The following is a 25,607-nucleotide window of genomic DNA, read 5'->3' on the forward strand; positions in this document are numbered from 1 at the left end:
GGCTCTGCAGTGCGGCTGGCGGGGATGGGCGTGACAGAGCCTAGCGCCTGGCGCGGCGGCAGCAAACCCTCTTTGGCGGGATTCCCTACCGGTTGCGTTCGCCACGCTGGGTAAGAAGAGGGCGGCAGCGGTGAGGGCCGCTGCCCGGAAGTGCATGGCCTTCCGGGCGGCGGTGGCGCTCAGCTCAGGTCGTAGGCGAACTCGCCCTGATCATCGAGGCTGACCTCGAGCCGCTCGATCGGCTCGCCTGCGGCCATGCGGTCGAGCACCTGGGCGGCGATGGTCGGCATCAGGCTGCCGGAGAGGATGTTGTCGATGTTGCGCGCGCCGCTGTCGCTGTCGGTGCAGCGCGCGGCGACGGCGTCGATGATTGCCGGATCGTAGTCGAAACGGGCACGGTGGTTGTACTCGAAGCGCCGTTTGATGCGGTCGAGCTTGAGCCGCACGATGTTGTTGAGGATCTCTTTCTGCACTGGGTAGTAGGGGATGATGTTGAGACGCCCGAGGAAGGCCGGCTTGAACACCGCGTTGAGCTGATCGCGCAGGCTCTCGACGATCGCATCCGGGGCCGGCAGCTCATCGGCACCGAGGCACTGGCGCATGATGTCGTCGGTGCCGACGTTGGAGGTGAGCAGGATCACGGTGTTGCGGAAGTTGATCTCGCGACCCTCGCCGTCGTCGAGCACCCCCTTGTCGAACACCTGGAAGAACAGCTCCAGTACGTCCGGGTGGGCCTTCTCCACCTCGTCCAGCAGCACCACGCTGTAGGGCTTGCGCCGTACTGCCTCGGTCAGCACGCCGCCCTCGCCGTAACCGACGTAGCCCGGCGGCGAGCCCTTGAGGCTGGAGACGGTGTGCGCTTCCTGGTACTCGGACATGTTGATGGTGATGACGTTGCGCTCGCCGCCATAGAGCACGTCGGCCAGCGACAGTGCGGTCTCGGTCTTGCCCACACCGCTGGGGCCGAGCAGCAGGAAGACCCCGATCGGCTTGTTGGGGTCCTCCATCCGTGCCCGCGAGATGGCAATGCGCTTGCCGATCTCGGCCAGGGCATGGTCCTGGCCCAGGACGCGCTCGCCGAGGAGTTGAGGCAGCTCGCGTACGGTGGTGATCTCGTCGCGCAGCATCTTGCCCAGCGGAATGCCGGTCCAGTTGGAGATCACTTCGCCGATCACGTTACCGTCGACATGGCCATGCACCAGCGCGTGCTCGCCCTGGATCTCGGCCAGCTCGCGGCGGGTGTCGCCGATCTGGCGGCTCAGGGCATCGGCATCGCCGGTCTGCTCACCCGCCTCGACGGCGCCGCGCTCGGTTTCCAGCGCTTTGAGCCGGGTCACGATCTCCTGCTCCCGCGACCAGCGCGCGTCGAGGTCGGCAATCTCGGCGCGGGTGGTTTCCAGGCGCTCCTGCAGGGCGGCGAGCGTCTCGGCATGGTCGCTGCCTTCACGCTGCTCGCGCTCGAGGATCGCGATCTCGCTCTCCAGGTTGTCGACCCGGCGGTGGGCATCCTCCAGCGCTGCCGGCTGCGAGGATTGCGCCAGCGCGACCCGGGCGCAGGCGGTGTCGAGTACGCTGACCGCCTTGTCCGGCAGCTGGCGCCCGGTGATGTAGCGGTGAGAGAGGCGCACCGCCTGGACGATGGCGTCATCGAGAATGCTGACCTTGTGGTGGTCCTGCATGCGCTGATTGAGCCCGCGCAGCATGGCGATCGCCACCGGCTCGGCTGGCTCCTCGATCTTGACCACCTGGAAGCGTCGCGCCAGGGCGGCATCCTTCTCGAAATACTTCTTGTACTCGGCCCAGGTGGTGGCGGCGATGGTGCGCAGCTCGCCGCGGGCCAGGGCCGGCTTGAGCAGGTTGGCGGCGTCGCCCTGGCCGGCCTGGCCACCGCTGCCGATCAGGGTGTGGGCCTCGTCGATGAACAGGATGATCGGGTGCAGACTGCGCTTGGTCTCCTCGATCACGTTCTTGAGCCGGTTCTCGAACTCTCCCTTGACCCCGGCGCCGGCCTGCAGGAGGCCCAGGTCGAGGGTACGTAGCTCGACCTGCTTGAGCGGCGGCGGCACGTCGCCGTTGACGATGCGCAGGGCCAGTCCTTCGACCACCGCGGTCTTGCCCACCCCGGCCTCGCCGGTGAGGATCGGGTTGTTCTGGCGCCGCCGGGTGAGGATGTCGACCATCTGGCGAACCTCCTCCTCGCGCCCCAGTACCGGGTCGATACGCCCGGCGCGGGCGTTGCCGGTCAGGTCGATGGTGTACTGGTCGAGGGCCGGGGTCTTGGACTTGCCGCGCTTGTCACCTTCGCCGCCGGCGGCATTGGCCGCAGTGCCGGTGGCGGTGCTCGGCTCGCCGAGTTCGCGCACGTGCTGGTCTTCGTTGCTGCCGCCGATCAGGTCGCTCAGGTGCGCCTGCAGGTCATCGACCTGGATGCGCTCGAGTTCGCGGGCGCCGTCGACGATCACCCGCCGCAGCTCGTCATCCTTGAGCAGCGCCAGCAGCAGGTGGCCGCTGCGGATCTGGGCCTCGCCATGGTCGATCGAGGCGATCACCCAGGCGCGCTCGATCAGGCGGGTGATTCGCGGCGACAGCGCCGGAGTGCGCGTGTTGCCGGTCTTGAAGGTGGCGACCGTTTCCTCGAGCTGGCTGGCCAGGCGGTCGAGGGCGACGTCGTAGTGGCGTGCGATGCGCAGCACGTCGTTGTCGTCGCTGTCGAGCAGCTTCAGCAGCAGGTGTTCGATGTCCACGTCGTACTGGCGCTCCGCCAGGCACAGCGCCGCGGCGCCTTCGGTGGCCTCGCGGCAGGGATCGTTGAGCTTGTCGAAGAGGGATTTGAGACTCACGCCGTGGCTCCATCGTAGGTGATTGCGAAGAGTGCATGTCCATGTGCGCTGGCTGGCCGCTCCTGCGGCTTGAGCCAGCCCAGCCTGCCCAGCGCCAGGGCGCCGCCCTGGCCCAGCTGGGGCGGCGGTATCTCGCGCTTGTCGAGGATCAGCTCGATCTCGAAGTCGAGTTCGATGCCGGCATAGAAGCGCAGCAGCTTGACCAGCTGGCGGTGACGCTCGGTACCCGGCAGCAGCGCGCGATAGGCCGCCAGGTCGAGGGGGCCGAAGCGCACGCGAAAGGTGGACTGGTAGTCGCGCACCCGAGTACCGGCCACCGCACTCTGGCCGAGGCGCGCATTGGCCTGGCCCAGGCGGGTGTACTGATCGGGGTCGAGGCGTATCCAGCGTCCGCTGAAGGGGACCACCTGGCAAGGCTGGCCGAAGGTGTAGGCCAGAATCGACTGCAGGTTGCCGACATTGCGCGGGCGCTGGCTCCACAGGCCGGAGAACCAGCTGAACAGCTCGCGGCGCAGGGTGCCCGGTTGCTCGGGGCGGTCGAGCACCTGCGTCTGGGTGGTCGGGGTGAAGCCGACCAGGTGCAGAATCCAGTTCTCGAAATCGGCGCTGCCCTTGCGCTCGTACTCGATATGGAAGCGGTACTTCTGCCACGCCTCGTAGAACAGCGCCGTCATGCGGTGCGAGAAGAAGTCCATGAAGGCGTGGGCGGCGTCGTCGCGCTTCTCCATGTGACGATTGATCAACAGCTCCGTGTACGGCCGGGGCAGCACGCCGGAGGGGCCGACCAGCCCCATGAAGGTGATCTGGATCTCGCTCAGCGGCTCGTCGCTGGCCGAGCGCAGCTTGGGGTTCTCGAACGACAGATCGCTGATCTCGCTGGGCGGAAAGTTGAGCGAGAGCAGCGAGCGGAAGCGCAGCGGGTCCTGGTGCGGCCGGTTCTCGGGGTCGATACGCCCGGTGCGGCTGTAGTGCAGGCGCAGCAGACGCACGAGTTGGAAGAACCCGAAACGCCAGGGCTCCGCACGCGCCTGGTCGATCAGACCAGGGGCTGAGTACCGGTTCTCGGCGGCCATTGGACGACTCGCTGTTCGCGCTGGCGTGAGCGCAGCGTGAGTTGGGTGAAGCTGTTGAGGCTGCAGTACTGACCGAAGAAGTGATCCAGCACTCTGCCGAACAGATAGATACCGCTACCGGTGAACTGGCTCTCGTCCAGCTCCAGGGTGATGCCGGTACCACGCACGAAGGCGGGGCGCGGATGGCCGATGCGCGTCATCACTGGCTCGCTGTCGATCGCGGTGATGCCGTTGATCTGCTTGCGGATCGCCGAAGCCTGACGGTAGTTGTAGAGCGACAGCAGCTCCATCAGCGCCTCGCGGCCATCGCTGACCAGCGACAGGTGGTTGAGCGAGAGATGCGAGATCAGCCGCCAGATCACCCCCTTGCCCATGGGCGGGCGCACCGGCGAGGTCGGCTTGCGCAGGCAGCGGATCTGCTGCACCACCTGCTCGCGCTCGAGGGTGAAGTCGCCCTGCGGGTGGCCGAAGGTCATCAGCTGGGGCAGATCGCGATTGCTGCAGGTGAGCTTGAGGCTCAGGGTGTCGCTGCTGCCGTCGAGCAGCTCCAGCTCGCGGTCGACCACCCGCAGGCGCATCTCGGTGCCCGGATCGCGGGCGTTCTCTGCGCCCACCCGGCGGGCGATCCAGTAGCTCTGGCGCGCCTGCTTCTCGCTGTCGCGGGGTTCGAAGAAGGGCAGGCAGGGCGCCACTTCGTCGCGGGTCGCGGTGCGGATGACCCGGGTCACTTCGTCGATCGAGACGATCTCGGTGGAGCGCGAGTGGCGCACGTCCGGCACCACCGGATATTCGTGGCGGGTGTGGGTCAGCTTGATCGGCTCGGCCTGCTGCGAGAACAGGTTGACCACCGGGGTGCAGCCGAGGCGGAAGTTGTGCCGCCCCAGGGTCTGGGCCAGGCGCGCCAGGCGCTCTTGCTGGTCGTAGTCGCGGAACAGAAAGTGGATCTGGACCCGCGTCACCGGCTTGTCGGCCAGCGGCCGCGCCAACCCCGAGAGATCGAAGAACAGGAACTTCTCGGGGAAGGTGAAGTACTCGTGCAGCAGGCGGTAGCCGATGAAGGAGCGCTCGGAGTAGTCGATCAGCCCCTCGTCCGGGCCGAAGCCGACCGGCGTGATGGCGTCCGCGGGCAGACCGATCTCGCGGGTCTGGCCGCCCTCGACGAAGCTCACCGAGATCCGGGCGACGTTGTTGAACAGCATCTCGTAGAGCGGATGCATCAGGCTGCCTTCGCCATCCAGGAACAGCCGCAGGCGGTCGAGGCCGAGCTTGCCGAAGTCGGTATTGCCCAGGGTCTCCAGGCTCAGGCTCAGCTTGGCCACATGGTCGTTGCCGTGAGCGTTGAACGAGGAGCGCTCCAGCCGGGTCAGCTCCGCCGCGCTCAGTGCCACGGGCCAGACGTCGACCGGGTAGCAGGTACGGAAGCGGCAGAAGGCGTCCTCCACCGGTCGCGAGTGCAGGGCGGTATGCCGTGGCAGGTGGTAGCGTCCGGTGAGTGAGGTCTGAGGGCCGGGGTCGAACTCGACGATCGACAGCGACGGTGTCGGCCGCAGGTAATGGGGATAGAGCACGTCGAGAAACGCCTCGACGATCTCGGGGAAGTCGTCGTCGAGCTTCTTGTGTACTCGTGCGCTCAAGAACGCGAACGACTCGATCATGCGCTCCGCATGGGGGTCTTCGCAGTAGTCCCCCTCCAGCAGCAGGCGGGAGGCGATCTTGGGATAACGCGTGGCGAACTCTTGCCCCAGAAAACGCAGGTGCGAGAGTTCCTTCTCGTAGTAGGGCAGCAGGTCGTCGAGCATTAGATCAGGTTCTGCACCTTGTATTGGCGGGTATTGACTTGCAATACGGCATCGAAGGCGACGCGCTGGCTGGCTTCGCTCAGCGACAGCACGGCTTCGATGCGGAACTGCAGGATGCGGTCATGGGTGTCCTGGTTGAGCAGCTGCACGCGGACGCTGCTGAAACGCTTGTCGCCGTGCTCGATGGTGCGCTCCAGTTGGCGCTGGATCAGGCGCCGGTCCTCGGTGCTGCGCACGCCGCGGCTGATGAAGTCGGGCAGGCCGTAATCGAGCAGCGTGCCCTGCAGCCCCGGCCAGGCATCCAGCTCGCCGGCGATCAGCTCGCGCCGGGTATTCACCAGCAGCTCCAGATCACGTACCACCGAGGCCTTGTAGGCGCTCACCGAGCAGCGATGGCCGGGTTGCGCTTCGGTGGTGTGCTGCGGCTCGTCGTCGAGTAGACGATCGAGCAGCGTCGGGACCATCTGCAACGTGTCGCTCATGCGGAAACGCTCCCTGACGTTGTTGAGTGGCGTGGGGGCTGACAGCGGCAGATGCCGCGGGGCATCGTTACCCGTGGCTGACGCCATGGAGACGCCGCACGGCGCGTCGCCGCCGGAGCGGCGACGCGACTGGCGCGCACCTGGAGGCGGCGAGCCGCCCCCATCGGGCTCAGGAGCCGCGGGTCGATTGCGGCAGTTCGGAGACCAGGCGCAGCGACGCAGTCAGCTCGTCGAGCTGGTAGTGCGGACGCAGGAAGGTGACCGCCTTGTAGGCGCCCGGCTTGCCCGGCACCTCGGCGACCTCGACCCGGGCTTCACGCAGCGGGTACTTGGCCTTGGCTTCCTGACCGGCGTTGTCGTCCAGCAGCACGTACTGCGACAGCCACTCGTTGAGGTAATCCTCGACGTTCTGGCGCGAAGCGAAGCTGCCCACCTTGTCGCGCATGATCGCCTTCATGAAGTGGGCGATACGCGAGGTGGCGAAGATGTACTGCAGCTGCGACGACAGGCGCGCATTGGCGTTGGCGACGTCGGTGTTGTACTGCTTGGGCAGCTGGGCCGACTGGGTGCCGAAGAAGGCGGCGTAGTCGGTGCCCTTGCAGTGCACCAGTGGAATGAAGCCGAGGTCGGAGAGCTCCTTCTCGCGGCGATCGGTGATCGAGATCTCGGTGGGGCACTTCAGCGCCACCTCACCGTCGTCGGTCTGGAAGGTGTGGGTCGGCAGGTCCTCGACCAGGCCGCCACCTTCGACCCCGCGGATCGCCACGCACCAGCCGTACTGGGAGAAGGCGTCGGTGACGCGCGCGCCCATGGTGTAGGCGGCGTTCATCCACAGGTACTTGTTGTGGTCGCGGCCGTCGACGCTCTCGGTGAAGTTGAACTCCTCCACCGGGGTGGTCTCTTCACCGTAGGGCAGGCGACCCAGCACGTGGGGCAGGGTGAGGCCGACGTAGCGGGCATCTTCCGAGTTGCGGAAAGACTTCCACTTAGCATACTCGACGGTGTCGAAGATCTTGGAGAGATCCCGCGGGCCGGTCATGTCGGTGAAGGAGTCCCAGCCGAACAGCTCCGGCGAGGCCGAAGAGATGAACGGGGCGTGGGCGGCGGCGGCGACGTGCGAGACCTGCTCCAGCAGGTACATGTCCTGCGGGTGGCGGCCGAACTCGTAGTCACCGATCAGCATGCCGTAGGGGGCGCCACCGAAGGTGCCGTACTCCTCCTCGTAGATCTTCTTGAACAGCGCGCTCTGGTCGAACTCGGACGCCGACTTGAGATCCTTGACCAGGTCCTTCTTCGACGCATTCAACATGTGGATCTTCATGTTGGTGCTGGTCTCTGACTGGTCGGTCAGGTACTTCAGCCCGCGCCAGGAGGCTTCGAGCTGCTGGAACTCGCTGGCGTGCATGATCTCGTTGAGCTGGTCGGAGAGCAGCGAGTCGATCTCGGCGATGCGCGAATCCAGCACCGCGATCAGATCCTTGCTCGGGGTGACCTCACCCTCGAGCACCTGATGCACCAGCTCGTCGATCAGGTCACGGGTGCGGGTGCGCTCGGTTTCCGAACGCGCCACGCGGCTCTCGGAGATGATGCTGTCGAGCAGCGAAGTCTCCGGGGCGAAGACCTCCTGGGTTTCGCTCTGGGGCTGGTTGTCGGTCTGATTCTCGGCCATGAGTGACTCCTGTTATTCCTTTTCGTCCTGCGGTTTGGCAGCGGCTTCGCGGCCGAGCTCTTCGCCCAGCGCCTTGAGCTTCTCGGTATTCTGCAGCACGTCCATCAACAGCTCTTCGAGCTTGTCGTTGCCGCCCATCTTGTTGCGCAGATCAGCGAGCTTGTTACGCACGTCGAGCAGCTTGCGCAGCGGCTCCACCTGACGCACCACTTCCTGGGGCTCGAAATCTTCCATGCGCTTGAAGTTGAGCTCGACCGGCAGCTGCGAGCCGTCGTTGGCCAGGGTGTTGTCGACGCGGTAGCTCAGGCGCGGCTTGACGCCCTTCATCACGCTGTCGAAGTTGTCGCGGTCGATATTGACGAACTTGCGATCCTTCAGCCGCGGCAGCGGCTCGAGCGGGTTGCCGGTGTAGTCGCCCATCACCCCGACCACGAACGGCAGCTCCTTCTTCTCGATGCTGTCGCCGATCTCGACGTCGTAGGTGAGATGTACACGGGGCGCTCTGACACGCGAGAGCTTGTGCTGGGTACTTTCGTTCTTGGCCATGAGGTCGTCCTCTTGTTGAGATGTCGAGTGTCCGGGTGACGAATGTCTTGATGGCGATGTCTTGGTGGCGAGATCGGCGGCGGCGCCGATCACCCCGCGCTGGCGGCCGCCAACGCCTCGCTGAGCTGCTCCCGCAGGCCGTCACGCATCGCTTCGATCTCGGCGTCGGAAATCAGCTCCTCGAAGCTGCGGCTGCCCGAGATCTCGGTGCTGTGACGAATCACCGGGTCGCTCGGCAGCGTCGACGACACCGGCGAGCTGATGACGCAGAAGGGCAGGTCACCGAAGTCGTCCAGGCACTGGAAACCCACCGGAAAGCGCAGCCCCTTGAACAGCCGTCCCAGGCCGCCGGCGCGGCTGAAGCAATGGAACAGCATCAGGTAGTGCACCACGAAGCGGTGCAGCTCGGAGCCGCTGCGATTGGGGTCGCCGACCACCTGACGGAAGCGGCTGAGCTCGAACGAGCTGTAGCCCACCACCCAGCGGGTGGGGCTGGTCACGCGCACCCGCGTGCCGTTGTCCAGGGTGTGCTCATACTCGAGCGGGTAGAGCTCCGGGGTCGAGTTGATGATATTGAGCGGCACTTCGAGCTCGTTCATCAGATTGAACGGCCGCGCGCCGGCGTGCTTGTCGAACAGCGTGCGGAATTCCTTGAAGTGATGCTGGGTCTCGCGACCGCTGCCGCGCGGTGCGCCCTGCAGGTACTCGCCGAACAGCGGCTGCGGGCGAACCAGCGGGGAGAGCGTGGCCAGATAGTCCGCTGCCTGCGCCTTGAGCAGATCGGAAACCGCCCGCGTCTGCTTGCGCGAGCGGATGAAACTATCGACATCGAAAGACTGCGTCATGATCGATTCCTGGATCGGCTCGAGCGTTGCTCGGGAGTACCCCGGCGTCATCCATTATCACGTCGGTCAGGCACATTCGTTATTGCACTCGGCGCCCGGCATTCGTCAATTCGTGAGGATGCCAGAAAACGCTATATGCGTGTATCGGAATGTACTGACGGTCTATTAGCGTGACCCGCCATTCATCTTGTAAGAGATCTCTTACAACGTGATGTAATCAAACTTATCGTTGCACTGTAGCACGTTCTGAGACCTAATCGTCAGCGGCGCTATTGGCCAGTGTCAGGTCCGGTGTCTGCCGTTCCAGACGCGCCGGTTCGCCTTCGCTGTCGCGCACCGGCTCACCCTGAGCGTCCAGCGGTTCCAGTGCCGAGCCGTCCACCGGCTGGAAGATCCGCGTCTGGCCGACCTCCGGCTGGAGCGCGTAGAGCTGGCGTTGAAAGTCGTTAACGTCGCGATGTAGCGCCCATTTTCCCCAAGCGGTGTTGACCCGCTCACCGCCTGGCGCATCGATCCGGATCTCGTGCAGATAGAAGCCGGCCGGGGCGCCGGTGATCGGATCGCGCTTGAGGATCAGGTCGGTGTCGACGCCGCGGCAGTCCTGGCAGGGCAGGGTGCCGGTGAACCGTTCGGTCACTTTGACATAATCGACCGGTGTCTGCGGACCGCTGGCGCAGGCACTCAGCGCCAGACATCCGACAACCGAGAGACGTTTCAGCTTCGATGTTCGCATGTGTCTTGATCGGCCTTTGTGTAAATTAATGTTAATGGGTAAGCGTTTGTTAAACTTGTGCCCTATTATAGCGACTAAATCTGTTAAGGTGGTCACTGTCTGATAGAAGTCTAAGTTTCCTTAGTTCTGCGCCGGCAATCGGCGTAGTGCGTTTACGGGTGTGGCTGGCCAACGTTTACCTGTGCTTGTCGAACGTGGCCCAGCGTCCGTTATGCAGGTTTGAATCCGGCCCCGGGGGCATCGAACGCGTCGGGGATTACCTAAAAAGAAGCGGGGAGCGAGAAGTCGATGAGGGTAACGCTGCGCCACGTGAGCGCGTTTCTCCTGATGGGATGGCTAGTGGTGCTGCTGGCGGGGTGCGGCGTGGCCGATCGGGTCGGCAAGCGCTTCGACGATACCTGGGCCGGCGATCTGTTCGGCAACAGCGAGCGCGTGCGCGTCACCATCGACAGCGACAGCGCGCTCAACCCCGACGTCGATGGCGAGCCGCTTTCCGTGGTCGTGCGCATCTATCAGCTGACCGAACGTGCGCCGTTCGCCACCGCCTCGCCGCGTCAGCTGTGGGCCAATCCCCGCGGCGTGCTGGGCAACAGCCTGGTGTCGCAGCGTGAGCTGACGCTGCTCCCCGGAACACGGAAAGTCGACACCGCTGCGCTGGACCCCAGCGCTCAGTTCGTCGGCGTGGCGGCATTCTTCCGCAACACCGTCAGTGACGACTGGCACGTGATCTTCGACGCCAACGAGCTGCGCAACGATGGCCTCTTGAGCGCCTCCGAGGGAGTCCGCCTGCATCTGGTCGACGACCGCATCGAGGTCGATCGCGGTCACGATCTGCTTGGCGACTGAGACCTGCGGTACCAGCGCTACACCGCGGTGCCGTGAAGACGACAGCAACCAGGGTTCGGGACAGGGACGTGAGTAAACACAATCGCATCATGTGGTCGGAGGGTATGTTCCTCCTGCCCCAGCACTTTCAATATCAGGATGAGTTCCATCAGCGCCAGTTGGCCGAGTCACGGCACAGCCAGCACCCCTTTCAGTGGGGCGTGCAGGCGCTGGAGGTCGACGGCGGGGCGCTCGATCAGGGGATGCTGCGGCTCACCCGGCTCAAGCTGGTGTTCCCGGACGGCACCCTGTTCGACGCGCCGCAGCACGATCCGCTGCCGCCGGGGCGTAGTCTCGACGAGCTCGCTCGCAACGGCGAGGTGAAGATCTATGCTGCCCTGCGCACGCTGGAACCGTGGTCGCCGAGCTATCTCGACCAGGACGCGACGCGTCACGGCGGACGCCGTTTCGTGCAGCGCTTCGAGACCCTGCCCGACCTGAACGAGGGCTCGCTGGAGAACGAGCTGGGCACGCTCGAACTCAATGCCACCCTGCTGATGGAGGGTGACAGTCTGGATGGCTTCACCCACTGCCCGATCGCGCTGCTCAAGCGCAATGCCGCCGGTGGCTTCAGCCTCGACATTGAGCAGTTCATGCCGCCGGCGCTGCATCTCGATGCGGTGTCGCTGCCGCTGGAGATCGCCAACCGGCTGATCGGCATGCTGCAGGCGCGCAGTGAGGCGCTCTCCGGACGTCGGCGGGAGCGCGCGGATCAGGTCGCCGAGTTCGGCTCCAGCGATGTCACCCTGTTCTGGCTTCTCTACACCATCAATCGCGCCTATCCGCAGCTGGCGCACATGCTCAACCATCCGCGTCTGCACCCGGAGACGCTCTACCGCTTCCTCGCCGAGCTGGCGGCCGGCCTGATGACCTTCTCGATGTCGCACCGCCTGGCCGATATCCCCGAGTACGACCACCGCGATCCGGCGCCGGCGCTGCTGGGCCTGGAGAAGGTGGTACGCGAACTGCTCGAGATCGTGGTGCCCAACCAGTACATCCCGATTCCGCTCGAGCAGACGCGCCCCTCCTACTATGTCGGGCGGCTCAACGATGCGCGCCTCAAGGAGGCGGACTTCTACATCTGCGTTCACGCCGACATGCCCGGTTCCCAGATCCTCGAGCTGGTGCCGCGGGCGTTCAAGGTGGGCTCGCCGGAAGACATCGAGGTGGTGGTCAATACCGCCATGCCCGGTGGCACCCTGACCCATGCCGCGCGCCTGCCCAGTGCCATTCCGGTGCGTCTGGACAACCACTACTTCGCCCTCGAGCCCCACGGTGCGGTGTATGAGCGAATGATGGAAGCCCAGGCGATCGCCTTCTACGTACCCAGCGGATTCAAGAACCTCAGTATCGAATTGATGGCGGTGATGAAATGACCGAAGCCCTTGCTCACCCTTCCGATATCGCCGAGCCGCGCACGCTCAAAACGCTGTCGCGCGATTTCATCTCCATGGTCTTGATGGTGCGTCGTGGCCAGCAGGCAGAGAGCGTCGAACGCTTCCTCGAGCGGGTGGACCAGTGGCTGCGCGAGTTCGAGGAGAAGGCGCGGGCCGAGAACTACAGCGCCGAGGCGGTCAAGGACGCGCAGTACGCGCTGTGCGCCTTCCTCGACGAGAGCGTGCTCAAGGGGGGCGTGGGCAACATCCGCGAGCATGTCGAGCTGCATCCGTTCCAGTACCGCTACTTCGGTGTTCACCTGGCGGGGGAGGGCTTCTACGACCGGCTCGACAGCCTGCGCGGTGACGTGCGCGGCAATCTGGACGTGCTCGAGGTCTATCATCTCTGCCTGGCGCTGGGGTTCGAGGGCAAGTACAGCCTCGAGAACCGCGACCAGCTGCGCTATATCGCCAATACCCTGGGGCAGGACATCGCGCGCTACCGTAAGCGTGAGATCGACGGCCGCGAGAGCTGGAAGCTGCCGGATCAGGTCGGCCAGCTGCTGCGCTACGAGATCCCGCTGTGGGTCTACCTGCTGATCATCGTGGTGGTCTGCCTGCTGGTCTATGGCGGCCTGCGCTGGTGGCTGGGCAGCGAGACCGATGCGCTGATCGAGCAGATCCGTCAGCTGTTCGACGGCCAGGGCTGAGGGGCGAGGTGACCATGCGTTTTCTTCGATTCCTGCGCTCGCTCAAAGGTTTCTGGCCGCTCTCGATCGTGCTCTGGCTGGTGGGGCTGGCGCTGTGCGTGCTGCTGCTGCCGCTGGTGACTCAGGAGCGCGAGCTCATCTTCATCGCCATGGCGCTGGTCACTGCGCTGTGGCTGCTGGTCGTGGTGATGCGCCAGTACCATCGCATCCGCGCCGAGCGCAATATCGAGAACCTGGTCGAGCTCGAGGTGCACCGCGAGGCCGCCGAGAGTGAGCCTGGCGACTATCAGGTGCTGAGCGAGCGGCTCAAGCACGCCATGGCGATGCAGCGGGCGGCACGCTCGGTGGATGGCGGCAAGGCGTCGCTCTACGAGCTGCCGTGGTATCTGGTGGTGGGCATGTCGGCATCGGGCAAGACCTCGCTGCTGACCCGCTCATCGCTCTCGGCGACCATGGCCGGAGGCAGCAATCTCTCCGCGGTGAGCGGGACCCAGCACTGCGACTGGTACTTCAGCCGCGAGGCGGTGATGATCGATACCGCCGGCCGCTACCTGGTCGAGGATCGCCCGGCGAGCGAGTTCGCCGACTTTCTCAAGACCCTGCGCAAGCAGCGGCGCAAGCCGGCGATCAACGGCCTGGTGCTGGTGGTCAGCCTGCCCGAGCTGCTCGAGCAGTCGCGTCAGGACGCCCACGCCCTGGCCGAGCAACTGGTCAGCCGGGTGGCCGAGTACCGCGCCTGCCTGGGGATCAATCCGCCGGTCTATCTCTTCTTCAGCAAGGCGGATCTGCTGCCCGGTTTCACCCGCACCTTCGAAGCGCTGGATGCCAGCGAGCGCCAGCAGCCCTGGGGCCTGACCTTCTCACTCGACGAGCTGCGCCGCCAGGGCGTGACCCGAGCCTTCCAGCAGCGCTTCCCGGGGCTGGTGTCCACACTGCGCTCGCGGGTCGATGCCCGGGTGGTGGAAGAGGGCAGCGATGCCGACAGTGAGCTGCTGCGCTTCCCCGACTACTTCGCCGAACTCTACGGCGTGCTCAGTGATTTCCTCGAACAGTTCGACACCCAGCAGAACGCTGAGCGCGCGCCGATCCTGCGTGGGCTCTACTTCACCAGCGCGCTGCAGAGCGGCCCCGCGCTGCCGGCGCTGATCGACGAGCAGACCCGCGATGCCTTCGCTCTGGCGCCGACCCCGGCGGCCGCGGCGGCCCCGCGCGAGGGCGAACGCAGCTACTTCATCACCGACACCTTCCGTCACGTGGTCTTCCCGGACCGCAACCTGAGCCTCTACTACTCCCAGCGTGGCGACCGCCGCTCGCTGCCGCCGTTCATGATCGGTGCGGTCGGTGCGCTCGGTGTCGCGGCCATCGCCGCCCAGGGCTGGTCGGCCTACAACAACAAGCAGTGGCTCGACCATATCCGCGAGCGTATCGCTCCCCTTGGCACGGATGCTCGGCTCGAGCCGGACCAGCGCCGCACGCTGCGCGACGATCTCGAGCAGCAACTCACGGCGATCGAGCGCCACCGCGAGACCGGCGTGCCGCTGCGCCTCGACCTGGGGCTGTACCAGGGCGATGCGCTGCGCGCGCCGTTGAAGGAGGCGTGGGCCACGCTGTTTACGCGGGATGTGCTGACGCCGCTCTCCTGGCGTCTGGCGCGCCAGCTACGCTCGCTGGCTGCCTTCGGTGACCCGGCCGGCGGTATCGATACCGGCACTGGTGAAAGCGAGGACGGAACGGCCTCGGGCGGCGACGGCAAGGCGGCGGATGCCGCTGGCGCTGCGCGGGATCAGGGCCGCCAGATCGGTGAGGATGCCATGGCGCGCATGCGCGAGCGCTCGACCTCACGGCCGACCCTGGGCAGCGTGCCGACGAGCGCCTCCGAGATTGGCAGTCGCGCGCGCAGCGAGCTGCGCTCGCGCACTACCGACAGCGCCCGCGACGCCTGGTACTCGGCCCGCAGTAGCGCCGAGACGTCGCTGGAAGAGGGGCTGCGTGACCGTACCAGCCAGCTGGGCAGCGCCGTGGGCAATGCCGATGGAGACGAGTCCACGCTCACCCTCTCCGGTGAGCAGGGGCCCTCGCTCTCCGAGGAGATGTTGACCAAGCTGTCGCAGGCGGACGTCGAGCAGCTGATCGAGAGCTACTCCTCGCTCAAGCTCTATCTGATTCTGACCGACCCGGACGCGCACGCGGATCAGGGCGACTTCGTCGCCTCGGCGCTGCCGCGGCTGTGGGCCGACTACGTGGCCCGCCGCGGGATCGATACCTCTCGCGATAGCATCATGGACAATGCTGCGCTCTATGTGCACTACCTGCAGGAGGGCCAGGCGCCGGCGCTGGCGCGCGACGACAAGCTGGTCGCCGACAGCCGTGACCGGCTCAACGCCTTCCTGATCGACTCGAGTCTGGTCGACCGCGAATACCTGCGCTATCAGCTGGAGGTGGAGCAGCGCTTCGAACCGCTGACGCTGTCGCGCATGGCCCCCGACATGGAAGGCCGACTGTTCTATTCCAGCCGCGCGGTGCCGGCCTTCTATACCCGTGAGGTGTGGAACCAGTACCTGCGTCCGGCGATCATCGAGACTGTCTCCGGCGATCTCCAGCGCGAATCGGACTGGGTGCTCGACGACGAGAACGTCGACGATGCGGTGCAGTCGAAGGCGCGCTTCGTCAGCCAACTGATGGCGCGCTACAAGCGTGACTACGCGATCGCCTGGGAGCGCTTCCTCGACAATACCCACGTCGCCGACTTCGACACCCTGGACAAGGCCAGCGTGCGCCTCTCCCAGCTCAGCGATCTGCAGGGCTCGCCGTTGCGTCAGGTGCTGGAAGCGGTCAAGGCTAACACCACCTGGGACGACCCCAAGGCGAAGACCGAGGACGATGCCAGCGGCAAGGCCAAGGACCAGAGCTTCTGGGGCCGGGTGATGAGCGTGTTCAACGGCGCGGGAGGTGCCTCGGCGGTCGATATCAACACGCTGCCGCGCCTCAACGATGGCCTGTTGACCCAGCACTTCCGCCCGGTGACGCGGCTGCTGGCGGCGGATGACGCCACCGGCAGCGACAACTCGGTGCTCAACCAGTACCTGCTCGATCTGCGCCAGCTCAAGGTGCGCGTGGACAACGTGCGCAGCGCCCAGGATGTGGGGCGCAGCAGCAAGTCGCTGATCATGGCGACGCTTGCCGGCCAGCCAACCGAGATCAACACCCTGCGCAACTTCGTCGCCTCGCGCGTCGATACCTCGCGCACGCCGCTGATCCGGGCGCTCGAGCCGCTGTTCCGCGAGCCGGTCGAGGACACCTGGAAGGCGCTCAACGCGCCGGCTCGCCAGCAGCTCAACGCCGCCTGGGACGACAAGATCGTCACCCCCTGGGATCAGATGATCGCCGGGCGCTATCCGGTCAGCAACTCGGTCAACGAAGCCTCGGTGCGGGACATGGAGTACTTCATCGATCCCGACAAGGGGGTGATGTCGCAGTTCCGCAAGGAGGAGATCGGCGATCTGGCCGGCTCTGGCAGCGGACAGCGCTCGACCATGGTCGACCCGCGCATGCTCTCGAGCATCGACGACGCCACCGCCCTTGGTCGGGTCATCGACAGCCTGTCGGATCTGCAGAACGGCTTCGAGCTGCAGATCAACCCCACCGCGGGGCTGACCGACATCATCCTGACCATCGACGGCCAGCGGTTGCACTACCGCAACAACACCCAGTCGTGGGAGCGGTTGACCTGGCCGGGCGATGGCGAGGCCTTCGGCGCGCGCCTGGATATCGTCAGCCGCAATGGCCAGCGCCATACGGTGTTCGACTATCCCAACCGCTGGGGCTTCCTGCGCATGATCGAGAGTGCGCGGATCACGCCGATCGACAAGGCGCGCCAGCGTTTCAGCTGGAACACCTACATGGGCACGGTCAGCTTCGACGTGCGCAACTTCGGCGGGGTGAAGATCTCCGACCTACAGCGGATCAAGTCGCTGCGTATTCCGCAGCTGGGCGGGGACGGGCAGTGAGTCCGCGCTCCCCCGGCCGGACCGTGGCGCACAGGCGATTCCGGCTCAGAGCCCAGGCGGGGCTGCAAGGAAGTAGTCGGGCTGCAAGGAAGTAGTTTGGGGCTGCAAGGACGTAGTCGGGGCCGCAAGGACGTGGCCGGGGCTGCAAGAAAGTAGGCAGGGCTGGAACAGGAGTTAGGCGGGCCATGGAACAGGGTGTAGTCGGGTAATGAAGAGGGTGTCGGCATGATCGGCTGCTTTGGCAAGATTCCCACGCAGGCCGACTTCGTGGGCGTGAACGCCACCGGTGCAGTGATTCAGGAGCTCGACCAGTGGTTACAGAGTGCGCTGTTGCAGTTTCTCGATCACGACGACTGGAAGCATCGCTTCGATGCCTTGCCGGTGTGCTTCTTCAACTATCACGCGCGCAACGGCAGCGATGTGACTGGCGCCATGATCAGCTCGTCGGACGCCTCGGGGCGGCGCTATCCGTTCTTCGTCTTCCAGACGCTGAAGGCGGAAGGGCGCCCCGAGATACTGCCCTGCATCAACACCCTGGGCGAGATCTTCGCCGCACAGGCGCGGACGATTCTCACCGACTCCGTACATGGCGCCTCGCCGATCGACCCGGTGGCGGCGATCGGCGAGCTGCGCCAGCTCAACGATCAGGACATCGCGCTCTATCAGCGCATCCATCAGCGTTTCCTGCTCGATTACAGCTTCGCCGACGTGGCCAAGGCGCTGGAGTGGGGATGGCCGGAGTTCGTCAGTGGCGGCTGCCTGCATCGCCTGCACTATGCGCTGACCCGCTGGCGGGCCGGCAGTACCCAGGCGGTGATGCTGCCACTGCCGGCGGAGCGCGGGCTCAAGCGCCCGGTCGCCGATCTCTGGCAGCAGTGGCTGGGTGCCGCCTGCCCCGGCGGCACGCCGGTGATGAGTCTGCTGGTCGACGATTTCATGCGCCCGCGGCTGTTGCTGATGCCGGTGTGGCAGAGCGCGGAACAGTTCTTCGAGGTGCTCTCGAACCCGGACGACAGACGTCTGTGCATCGACGTGCTGTCGCCCTTTGCGGACGACGAGCCGCATCCCGGTACCTTGCCGCTCCCGGATACCCGGTTGAGTCTGGCCGATTTCATGGCGCAATTTCCGTGCGACGCACGGTAGGCGCCCGAGCATGAGCAGATCGCACCGATGAAACGTTTCAAAATCGCTTATCTGAAGTACGCCTTCTTCAAGTACCAGCCCTACATTCTGGGGCTCTTGTTCTTCGCCGCCATCTTTCTGGTCTGGCGGCTGGGCGTGGCACTGGGCTTTTCGTCGCTGGCCAGCCTGCTCAGCGGGATCGTGCTGTTCCTGCTGGCGTCGGCGCTCTACGTGCTGCTGCTCTACCGTGGGGTGGGGCAGAAGCGCAATCTCGAGCACCTGCTGATGGAGGACGCCGATGCCGCGGTGCTCGAGGCGAGCCCCCAGGACCGCGAAGAGATCAGTCTGCTGCGCGAGCGTCTGCTCAAGACCATCGATCGCCTCAAGCAGAGCGGCAAGCGCAAGGGTCAGCGTGGCAACGACGCGCTCTATGCGCTGCCCTGGTACATGATCGTGGGGCAGCCGGCGGCGGGCAAAAGCACCATGGTCTACGAGTCCGGGCTCAACTTCCCCTTTGCCGAGCGCGAGAATGCCCGGGTCGCCGGCATGGGCGGCACCCGCCACTGCGACTGGTTCTTCAGCTCCGACGCCATCCTGCTGGATACCGCCGGGCGCTACATGAACAGTGAGGAGGAGGTCGGCAAGTGGAAAGGCTTCCTCGCGCTGCTCAAGTCGCATCGCCGCCACTGCCCGCTCAACGGTCTGATCGTCGCGGTCAATATCAGTGACGTGGTGCAGGCCAGCGACACCCAGCGCAACAACCTGGCCCGGCGTCTGCGCGAGCGCATCCAGGAGGCGCGCGAGCAGTTGGAGGCGCGGCTGCCGATCTATCTGGTGTTCACCAAGTGTGACCTGATCGAGGGTTTCACCACCTTCTTCGAGCGGCTCGACCCGCAGCACAGCAGCGACGTGCTCGGCCACACCTTCCCGCATCAGCAGCCCAGCGACGTCAACTGGGGGCAGCAGTTCGACAGTGCGCTGCAGGCGCTGTGCCATCACTGGCTGCAGGTCGGTGATGACGAAATCGTCCAGCGCGACGTGGTCGATACCCGCCGCGACGTGGCGGCCTTCCGCTTTCCGCTGGAGCTGGCGGCGCTGCGTGACTCGCTGACCCGCTTCGTCGATGCCTTGACCAACGCCAACCCCTACCAGAGTGCACCGCTGCTGCGCGGCTTCTACTTCGTCAGCGCCCTGCAGGAGGGCGATGCCATCGAAGGCGAGCACGCCAGTCGCGTGGGTCGTCACTTCGCCCTGGCCAAGCCCGGGCAGCTCTCGGAAGAGCGCGTCAATCACGCCTTTTTCATCGGCAACCTGTTCCGTCAGGTGATCATCGCCGACCGCCATCTGGCCGGGCTCTACTCGAGTGACGTGCGTGGCAAGCGGCGCAAGCTGCGCTGGGGGCTCGCCGCGGCCGCGCTGGGGATCGTCGCCTGTACCCTGTGGATTACCTCTGCGGTGCGCAATCACGGAGAGATCGAAGCGATGTCGCACACCTTCGCCGAGGCTGCGGCCGAGGATGACCAGCAGCCGACTCAGTACGCCCGCTGGCACAGCTTGGACGCGCTGCGCGACTGGGGCAGCCACTACTATCAGCGCGAGCACGGCGACGGCGTGCCCTGGTCGATGGGCTGGGGGCTCTACCAGGGGGATGCGATCGACCCGGCGATCCGCGAGCACTACTTCGATCGCCTGCGCGCGGTGATGCTGGAGCCGGTGGAACAGAATCTGACCCGCTCGCTGTTTTCACTCACCACCATCGGTGTCTATAAACGCACCACCGACGAGCTGCACGCGGTGGATGGCCCCGACACGGTGGCACCCTATGCCCGCCCGCGGGACAACACCGCGGAGTCACTGGCCAAGTTCGGGCGCAATACGCTGGATACCTATCTGATGCTGTCGGACATGGAGCGTGACGACATCGACAGCGAGGCCCTGCGCAATCGCCTGCCTGCGTTCTGGTATCCGGCGATCCAGCGCCGCACCGGGGCGAAGATCGACGAGGACCGTTCCGACTATCGCTACGCCGGGCGCCAGATCGACTTCTACAGTCAGCAGATCCACGAGCCGGACGTACCGCGGATCACCTCCAACGCCTTCCTGGTCTCGAGTAGCCGCAACTATATCGACAGCCTGCTGGAGCAGACCCTGACCAGTACCGAGACCATCGTGCTCGAGTCCGACACCCTGTTCGCCTTCGGCCGCGGCGACTACGCCGGCCTGCAGCAGGCGGGGCAGAAGGAGCTGGACGAGCTGGCCCAGCGCCTGCTCAACACCAAGGACCTGGGGCAGATCCTGATCACCGGCCACGCCGACCCGATCGGTAACGAGGCGGTGAACCAGCAGCTGTCGTTGCAGCGGGCGATGACCGTGCGCCAGTACCTGGTGGGCAAGGGCGTGCCGGCAGGCTTGATCGAGGCCAAGGGGGCGGGCAGCGAACGGCCGCTGGTGACCTGCGACCCCAATCAGCCGCGGGCACAACTGATCGAGTGTCTGGCGCCGAATCGCCGGGTAGAGATCGAAGTCAAGAAGCAGCAGTGATGGGACGCACTGCTGTTTTTCGAGAATGTAACGAATTATGTAAAGTGTGTTTAAATGTAGAGATTGTCTTTAAAGTTTAAGATGGGTGGATATAATTGAGGTCCACCAGAATCGTGTGAGGTTTTGCAGCGTGTCGGAGGCATTTTGAAACCGGCTGCGATCATGTAAGAGATTTGCCATACCTTTGTCGGCAATCTCTTACAAAAAGAGCGTATGCATGTGTTCTGATATTGTCTAATTAAACTTCGTTATTTGTTGGCGTTGCTGCTTTGCCTAGCAAGATCAATTGGTTGAGGTTTGTATGCTTTTCGGTCGTCGGAGGTTTCGATGGCCGTCAAGTGGGCCAGGGGTCGCCCGGTATGCGCGAGGTCGATTGCCATCGCGCATCAGGAGCGGCTATTCGCGAGTGAGTAAATAGGAGAACAGAGCACATGGCATTCGATGCGTATCTCAAAATCGACGGCATCCCCGGTGAAAGCCTGGACGACAAGCATGTCGACTGGATCGAACTGAAGAGCTTCGACTTCGGCGCTAGCCAGGCTACCTCGGCGACCGCCAGTTCTGCCGGCGGTGCCTCGGCCGAGCGCGTCAATCTGAGCGAATTCCGCATTCAGAAGTTCGTCGACAAGGCGTCCGCCAAGTTGTTCGAGTCCTGCTGTAAAGGTCAGCACATCAAGGAAGTCGTGCTGCACGTGAACCGCGCCGGTGGTGACAAGGTGCGTTACATGGAGGTCAAGCTGGAAGAGGTGATCGTCTCCTCGACCGAGATGGAAGGCACCTCCGTGTCGACCGGCTTCGAGCAGAACGAGAGCGAAGATCGTCACGACCTGCCGTACGAGACCGTCAAGTTCAACTACGCGCGGATCAAGATCACCTACACCCAGCAGAAGCGTTCCGACGGCCAGGGTGGCGGCAACGTCGCCGGCGGCTGGGACCGCACGCGCAACAAGGTCTACGCCTGATATCGGGCTCGCGCCCGAGTTGCGACGGCCACTCCGCGCGAGTGGCCGGGTGGCATGCTCCTCGCCCGTGGCGGCGGGCGAGGAGCATGCCGCCGACGCCCGGCGGCTCCCCTGTGGGAGCCGTGCGGGCGTTTGCGTTGCTGGTACCGTGTGCCGGCGACCCGTTGCAACGGATGATGCGTCGACTGACCGGGAACGGCGGGGCACGTTTCCCGTGCCGTTCCCGGTGAGTCATCGCGGTCCAGGTACTGCCAATACCGTCATGACGAGTACCGCCATTTTTTATTGCCGGGGCGAGCGTTGCGCCGATAGCCGCCGCGGCCCGAGCCGTTGACGAGGGACGACATGGATCAACTCGGCGAACTCTCTATCGAGGCGCTACTCGCCCCCATCGAGGGCGGTGGCCATGCCGGCGGCGAGGATCTGACCTTCTCGCTGCTGTTCGACCAGATCAAGGAGGCGCGCCGCGCCGACCCGACCTATCTTCCGCAGGGTGAGTGGCAGACCGAGCTCAAGCAGTCCGACTGGGGCCAGGTGATCAACCTCACCAGCGAGGCGCTGATCGCGCAGAGCAAGGATCTCCAGCTCGCCGGCTGGCTGTGCGAGGGGCTGGCGCATCGCGAGGGTTTCGACGGTATCGCCTTCGGCCTGACCCTCGAAGCCCGGCTGCTCGACGAGTACTGGGAGACCCTCTACCCCGAACTCGACGAGGATGACCTCGAAGAGCGCTCGGCCCGTCTGAGCTGGCTGGGCGACACGCTGATCGGCGTGGTGCGCACGCTACCGTTGCTCGACGGTGACGGCTACGGGCTGGCCGACTACGACGAGTCGCGCCAGGTCGAGAACCAGGCGCGCAACGACCCCGATGCCATGGATCGCGCCCTCAGCGATGGCAAGATCAACGATGAGATCTTCCAGCGCTCGGTGGTGCTCACCAGTACCGACTTCCTGCAGCAGCGTCACGCCGTGATTGCCGCCACCCTGGTCGCGCTGGAGCAGTTGGACGAGATCGGCGATCAGCGTTTCGGACGTGACGCGCCGAGCTTCGCCGGACTGCAGAAGGTGCTGGTGCAGTGCCGCGAACTGACCGAGAAACTGCTACGCGAGCGCGGTGCCGACGTCTCTGCCAGCGCCGACGCCGAGGCCGCTGCCGAGGTGAAGGCGGAGGAGCCCGCGTCGACCCGGGTCGAGCCGAGTCTGTCTGCCCCTGCGGGCGTCGAGCCGACGGGCGCTTTGCGTACCAAACCCCAGAGCCGCGACGAAGCCTTCGAGATGCTCAACGGCGTGGCGCGCTACTTCAAGGAGCGCGAGCCCCACAGCCCGGTGCCCTATCTGATCGAGCGGGCGGTGAAGTGGGGCCGTATGCCGCTGGAGGAGTGGCTCAAGGATGTGATCAAGGATCACGGCGTGATCGACAACATCCGCGACACCCTGGGTACGCAGCCGAAGGATGATGACTACTGACCATGTCCCGCGCCTCGATATTCGATCTCCTGCATCAGCGTCAGGTCGTCAGTGAGCCGGTCGAAGCGCCGGTGGAGACCCGCTGCGACTATCTTCCCGATCGGCTTCGGCTCATCGATGGTCTGGCGCTGACCGCCGCCGGATTCATCCGTAGCGGCGAGATACCCGAACCCGCCACCCCGGAACTCTCGTCGAGCCTCTACGGCGCCGATGGCTATCGCCTGCTGGTGCATCGGGTCGACGACGCCATGAGCGTGAACGAGCCGCGCCTGGGCCGGCTCGACGCCAAGGCGTTGAGACTGCACCAACTGATCCAGACGGTGGTGATCGAGGCGCTGATGATGCTCGAGGCGCTGCCCGAAGAGAGTCACTTCGATGTGCTGCTCAGCGCGCCGTTGCGTGCCGGCGAAGCCGCGGAACTCGTGCAGTCGCGCCTGCGTGATGCCATCGCCGAGACCCAGTACGGCGCCTGTCTGGGCGAGGTGCGGCTGGCCCCGGAAGGCGCGGATCCGCACGCCACGCTCGACGTCGGCGAGCAGGGCGGCATGCCCTATGTGCTGTGGATCGGCGTGGACTCACTGATCAACGACAGTGACGTGGGGTCGCTGCGCTATCGCGACCTGCTGGCGCGGGCCTCACGTGGCGGCGGTCTCTATCCCGGTGAGGCGGTGGCGGTGCTGCTGCTGCAGCGGTTGACGCCCGCGCAGGAGCCTACCGCGTTCGACAGCGGCTGGTATCTGGAGGCGGGCATCCGGCGGGAGCATGCGCCGCGGGCGACCCGGCGCGATCACGACAAGCGCCAGGCGCTGATCGCACTGCTCGACGAGCTATGGCCGGCGGCGGAGCCATCGTCTGAGGCAGAGGAGCAGACGGGGGGCGATGAGACCGCGTCAGCGGCACCCTCGCGGCTGGTGATCGATGCGCTGGGCCTGCCCGGACGGGCGGTGGAGCTGGGCGGTGCGGTGGTCGAGCGCTGGCCCGATCTCGACACGGTCGACGATGGTCTGGGCGTCGATGCGCTGTGCGGCTGGAGCGGTGAAGCCACCCGGGTGTTGCCGTTCGTGCTGGCGGCGGCGGCCTGTACTCCCGAGCAGCATGCGCTGGTGCTCACGCTGCACGCGGAGCAGAGCACCCAGGCCTGGGCGCTGAAAGGCTGCGCGGCCCTGGCCGCAGCCGCGCAGCCCGCGGAGGTTCAGTCGTGACCGCTGTCGCCGTTGTGGGAAGAGATCAGGGTCGCCCCGCAGGCGGTCTTGTGGCCGTGCAGCGCGACCGGCTTGCCGTTGACCTTCATGGTCGGATGACCCTCGACGATCACCGTGGTGCTGCCATGGCCATCCTTGGGGCAGGTGACCTTGTCGCCGACGCAGGCGACGGGCTTGCCATCGATCAGGTAGCTGCTCTGTGCGGTAATGACTTTGCCGCCATGGCTCGTGGCGTCACCGAGTACAACGATGCCTTTCATCGGTCCGGGCTTCCTGGCAAGGGTGAAAAGGAGCAGGCTCGTTTCGGCGAGCCGGCGAGCGTTAATTTAGCCACCGACCCGACGCGGGAACAAGCACCCGCCGGCAAGAGGCTGCGGAGGTAAGCATGGCAGACATCACACTCGACGCGCTGCGCGAGACGTTCGATATCGACCTGTCGCAGTCGCAGCGGCTGCTGACCCTCGACGTCGCCGGCACTGCGCTCGTCCCCCATCGGTTGGTGGGCGAAGAGCGTATCAGCGCGCCTTTCACCTATACCCTCGACTGCATCTCCCAGCAGGGGGATATCGAACTCAAGACGCTGATGGCGCAGCCGGCGCGGCTCTCGATCCTGCAGGCCGATGGCAGCTATCGCCCGCTGCACGGGCTGGTCTCCGAGGCCGCGCTGCTGGGCGAGGATGGCGGCGTCACCTATTACCAGCTCACCCTGGTGCCGTGGATTCAGATGCTCGGCCTGGGCCGCGACAGCCGTATCTTCCAGGACCGTTCAGTGGTCGATGTGCTGACCCAGGTCTTCGACGACTATGACCTGGCCAAGGGTCGCTATCGCTTCGATCTGCGCCGTGATTACCCGGCGCGCAGCTACTGCGTGCAGTACCGCGAGAGCGATCTGAACTTTGTCAGCCGGCTGATGCAGGAAGAGGGCCTGTTCTACTACGCCGAATTTGCCGGCGAAGACGATGATTATGCGGGCCACCGTATCGTCATCACCGACGATGTCGATACCACCCAACCGGTCAGCCCACAGGCGATCCGCTTCCACCGCCAGGCGGCCACCGAGCGTGAGGATGCCCTGACCCAGTGGGGCGGCGTGCGCACCCAGCAGCCCACCCGGGTCAGCGTCGGTACCTTCGACTACAAGCAGCCCCGGCTTCCCAAGCGCACCGGGCTCGACACCCTCAGCGACCAGGGCAACCTGCCGCAGACCGAACTCTACGACTACGCCGGCGAGTACTACTACCACGGCTATGAGCGCGGTGAACGGCTGACCGAAAACCGCCTCGAATCGCACGAATCCCGGGCCAAGCGCTTCCGTGGCAGCGGCGGCGCACGCCATCTCCAGGCCGGGCGC

The 25,607-nt window shown here is 65.3% G+C and carries 19 protein-coding genes; 10 read left to right on the forward strand and 9 right to left on the reverse strand.

Annotation, left to right across the window (positions count from 1 at the left end):
* Positions 1–179: 179 nt before the first annotated feature.
* The 8 genes from tssH to DOM67_RS10475 form a co-directional block, all read right to left on the reverse strand.
* A complete protein-coding gene (gene tssH / locus DOM67_RS10440; RefSeq protein ID WP_110675565.1) occupies positions 180–2,840 on the reverse strand; it encodes a type VI secretion system ATPase TssH in 2,661 nt (886 codons plus the stop codon).
* The gene (tssG, locus tag DOM67_RS10445; RefSeq protein ID WP_106418148.1) at positions 2,837–3,913 is read right to left on the reverse strand and encodes a type VI secretion system baseplate subunit TssG; all 1,077 of its coding nucleotides are present in this window, start codon (positions 3,911–3,913) and stop codon (positions 2,837–2,839) included. Before tssG ends, tssH begins: the two co-directional genes overlap by 4 nt.
* Entirely contained in the window at positions 3,877–5,712 is a 1,836-nt protein-coding gene (gene tssF, locus DOM67_RS10450; protein WP_110675566.1) for a type VI secretion system baseplate subunit TssF, read from the reverse strand. Before tssF ends, tssG begins: the two co-directional genes overlap by 37 nt.
* Positions 5,712–6,281 (reverse strand): type VI secretion system baseplate subunit TssE, encoded by a 570-nt coding sequence (gene tssE / locus DOM67_RS10455; protein ID WP_232825207.1) that lies wholly within the window; start codon positions 6,279–6,281, stop codon positions 5,712–5,714. The genes tssF and tssE overlap by 1 nt, the downstream gene beginning before the upstream one ends.
* Before the next feature lie 82 nt (positions 6,282–6,363).
* Positions 6,364–7,863, reverse strand: a complete 1,500-nt coding sequence (tssC, locus tag DOM67_RS10460; RefSeq protein WP_110675567.1) for a type VI secretion system contractile sheath large subunit — start codon at positions 7,861–7,863, stop codon at positions 6,364–6,366.
* A 12-nt stretch (positions 7,864–7,875) separates the two neighbouring features.
* Positions 7,876–8,409: a type VI secretion system contractile sheath small subunit gene (gene tssB / locus DOM67_RS10465; protein WP_110675568.1), complete on the reverse strand. Its 534-nt coding sequence runs from the start codon at positions 8,407–8,409 to the stop codon at positions 7,876–7,878.
* 89 nt (positions 8,410–8,498) lie between these two features.
* A complete protein-coding gene (locus DOM67_RS10470) occupies positions 8,499–9,254 on the reverse strand; it encodes a hypothetical protein (RefSeq protein WP_110675569.1) in 756 nt (251 codons plus the stop codon).
* Positions 9,255–9,507: 253 nt separating this feature from the next.
* Positions 9,508–9,987 (reverse strand): copper resistance protein NlpE N-terminal domain-containing protein, encoded by a 480-nt coding sequence (locus tag DOM67_RS10475; RefSeq protein ID WP_110675570.1) that lies wholly within the window; start codon positions 9,985–9,987, stop codon positions 9,508–9,510.
* 288 nt (positions 9,988–10,275) lie between these two features.
* Here DOM67_RS10475 and tssJ point away from each other — a divergent pair, with 288 nt between their 5' ends.
* From tssJ to DOM67_RS10520, 9 genes are all read left to right on the forward strand, one after another.
* Positions 10,276–10,833: a type VI secretion system lipoprotein TssJ gene (gene tssJ, locus DOM67_RS10480; protein ID WP_110675571.1), complete on the forward strand. Its 558-nt coding sequence runs from the start codon at positions 10,276–10,278 to the stop codon at positions 10,831–10,833.
* A 68-nt stretch (positions 10,834–10,901) separates the two neighbouring features.
* Positions 10,902–12,248, forward strand: a complete 1,347-nt coding sequence (gene tssK, locus DOM67_RS10485) for a type VI secretion system baseplate subunit TssK (protein WP_110675572.1) — start codon at positions 10,902–10,904, stop codon at positions 12,246–12,248.
* The gene (gene icmH, locus DOM67_RS10490; RefSeq protein ID WP_110675573.1) at positions 12,245–12,958 is read left to right on the forward strand and encodes a type IVB secretion system protein IcmH/DotU; all 714 of its coding nucleotides are present in this window, start codon (positions 12,245–12,247) and stop codon (positions 12,956–12,958) included. The genes tssK and icmH overlap by 4 nt, the downstream gene beginning before the upstream one ends.
* 14 nt (positions 12,959–12,972) lie before the next feature.
* The gene (locus DOM67_RS10495) at positions 12,973–16,965 is read left to right on the forward strand and encodes a type VI secretion protein IcmF/TssM N-terminal domain-containing protein (protein ID WP_110675574.1); all 3,993 of its coding nucleotides are present in this window, start codon (positions 12,973–12,975) and stop codon (positions 16,963–16,965) included.
* Between the two features lie 225 nt (positions 16,966–17,190).
* Positions 17,191–18,108, forward strand: coding sequence for a type VI secretion system-associated protein TagF (tagF, locus tag DOM67_RS10500; protein ID WP_110675575.1), 918 nt, complete (start codon positions 17,191–17,193; stop codon positions 18,106–18,108).
* A gap of 27 nt (positions 18,109–18,135) precedes the next feature.
* Positions 18,136–20,628 carry a type VI secretion system membrane subunit TssM gene (gene tssM / locus DOM67_RS10505; protein ID WP_110675576.1) on the forward strand — a complete coding sequence of 831 codons (2,493 nt, stop codon included), beginning with the start codon at positions 18,136–18,138 and terminating at the stop codon, positions 20,626–20,628.
* A 431-nt stretch (positions 20,629–21,059) separates the two neighbouring features.
* Positions 21,060–21,590: a type VI secretion system tube protein Hcp gene (locus DOM67_RS10510; RefSeq protein WP_035469455.1), complete on the forward strand. Its 531-nt coding sequence runs from the start codon at positions 21,060–21,062 to the stop codon at positions 21,588–21,590.
* A 345-nt stretch (positions 21,591–21,935) separates the two neighbouring features.
* Positions 21,936–23,054: a type VI secretion system protein TssA gene (tssA, locus tag DOM67_RS10515; protein ID WP_110675577.1), complete on the forward strand. Its 1,119-nt coding sequence runs from the start codon at positions 21,936–21,938 to the stop codon at positions 23,052–23,054.
* A 2-nt stretch (positions 23,055–23,056) separates the two neighbouring features.
* The gene (locus tag DOM67_RS10520) at positions 23,057–24,256 is read left to right on the forward strand and encodes a hypothetical protein (RefSeq protein ID WP_110675578.1); all 1,200 of its coding nucleotides are present in this window, start codon (positions 23,057–23,059) and stop codon (positions 24,254–24,256) included.
* On the opposite strand, the gene DOM67_RS10525 is transcribed toward DOM67_RS10520, so the two are convergent.
* Positions 24,247–24,516 carry a PAAR domain-containing protein gene (locus DOM67_RS10525; RefSeq protein ID WP_035469462.1) on the reverse strand — a complete coding sequence of 90 codons (270 nt, stop codon included), beginning with the start codon at positions 24,514–24,516 and terminating at the stop codon, positions 24,247–24,249. The genes DOM67_RS10520 and DOM67_RS10525 overlap by 10 nt on opposite strands.
* Before the next feature lie 125 nt (positions 24,517–24,641).
* On the opposite strand from DOM67_RS10525, the gene DOM67_RS20115 reads away from it, so the two are divergent.
* Positions 24,642–25,607: phage late control D family protein (locus DOM67_RS20115; protein ID WP_232825208.1), on the forward strand; the 966-nt coding region annotated here is incomplete at its 3' end.

Origin of the sequence: Salinicola sp. RZ23 (genome assembly GCF_003206675.1) — a bacterium.
Classification (GTDB): domain Bacteria; phylum Pseudomonadota; class Gammaproteobacteria; order Pseudomonadales; family Halomonadaceae; genus Salinicola; species Salinicola endophyticus.

Coding starts and splice junctions, on each gene's coding strand:
- DOM67_RS10495 (WP_110675574.1), top strand. CDS start 12,973: ATGCGTTTTCTTCGATTCCTGCGCTCGCTCAAAGGTTTCTGGCCGCTC.
- DOM67_RS10525 (WP_035469462.1), bottom strand. CDS start 24,516: ATGAAAGGCATCGTTGTACTCGGTGACGCCACGAGCCATGGCGGCAAA.
- tssG (WP_106418148.1), bottom strand. CDS start 3,913: ATGGCCGCCGAGAACCGGTACTCAGCCCCTGGTCTGATCGACCAGGCG.
- tssJ (WP_110675571.1), top strand. CDS start 10,276: ATGAGGGTAACGCTGCGCCACGTGAGCGCGTTTCTCCTGATGGGATGG.
- tssC (WP_110675567.1), bottom strand. CDS start 7,863: ATGGCCGAGAATCAGACCGACAACCAGCCCCAGAGCGAAACCCAGGAG.
- DOM67_RS10520 (WP_110675578.1), top strand. CDS start 23,057: ATGTCCCGCGCCTCGATATTCGATCTCCTGCATCAGCGTCAGGTCGTC.
- tssE (WP_232825207.1), bottom strand. CDS start 6,281: ATGGCGTCAGCCACGGGTAACGATGCCCCGCGGCATCTGCCGCTGTCA.
- tssF (WP_110675566.1), bottom strand. CDS start 5,712: ATGCTCGACGACCTGCTGCCCTACTACGAGAAGGAACTCTCGCACCTG.
- DOM67_RS10475 (WP_110675570.1), bottom strand. CDS start 9,987: ATGCGAACATCGAAGCTGAAACGTCTCTCGGTTGTCGGATGTCTGGCG.
- tssM (WP_110675576.1), top strand. CDS start 18,136: ATGAAACGTTTCAAAATCGCTTATCTGAAGTACGCCTTCTTCAAGTAC.
- tagF (WP_110675575.1), top strand. CDS start 17,191: ATGATCGGCTGCTTTGGCAAGATTCCCACGCAGGCCGACTTCGTGGGC.
- tssA (WP_110675577.1), top strand. CDS start 21,936: ATGGATCAACTCGGCGAACTCTCTATCGAGGCGCTACTCGCCCCCATC.
- tssB (WP_110675568.1), bottom strand. CDS start 8,409: ATGGCCAAGAACGAAAGTACCCAGCACAAGCTCTCGCGTGTCAGAGCG.
- DOM67_RS10510 (WP_035469455.1), top strand. CDS start 21,060: ATGGCATTCGATGCGTATCTCAAAATCGACGGCATCCCCGGTGAAAGC.
- DOM67_RS10470 (WP_110675569.1), bottom strand. CDS start 9,254: ATGACGCAGTCTTTCGATGTCGATAGTTTCATCCGCTCGCGCAAGCAG.
- icmH (WP_110675573.1), top strand. CDS start 12,245: ATGACCGAAGCCCTTGCTCACCCTTCCGATATCGCCGAGCCGCGCACG.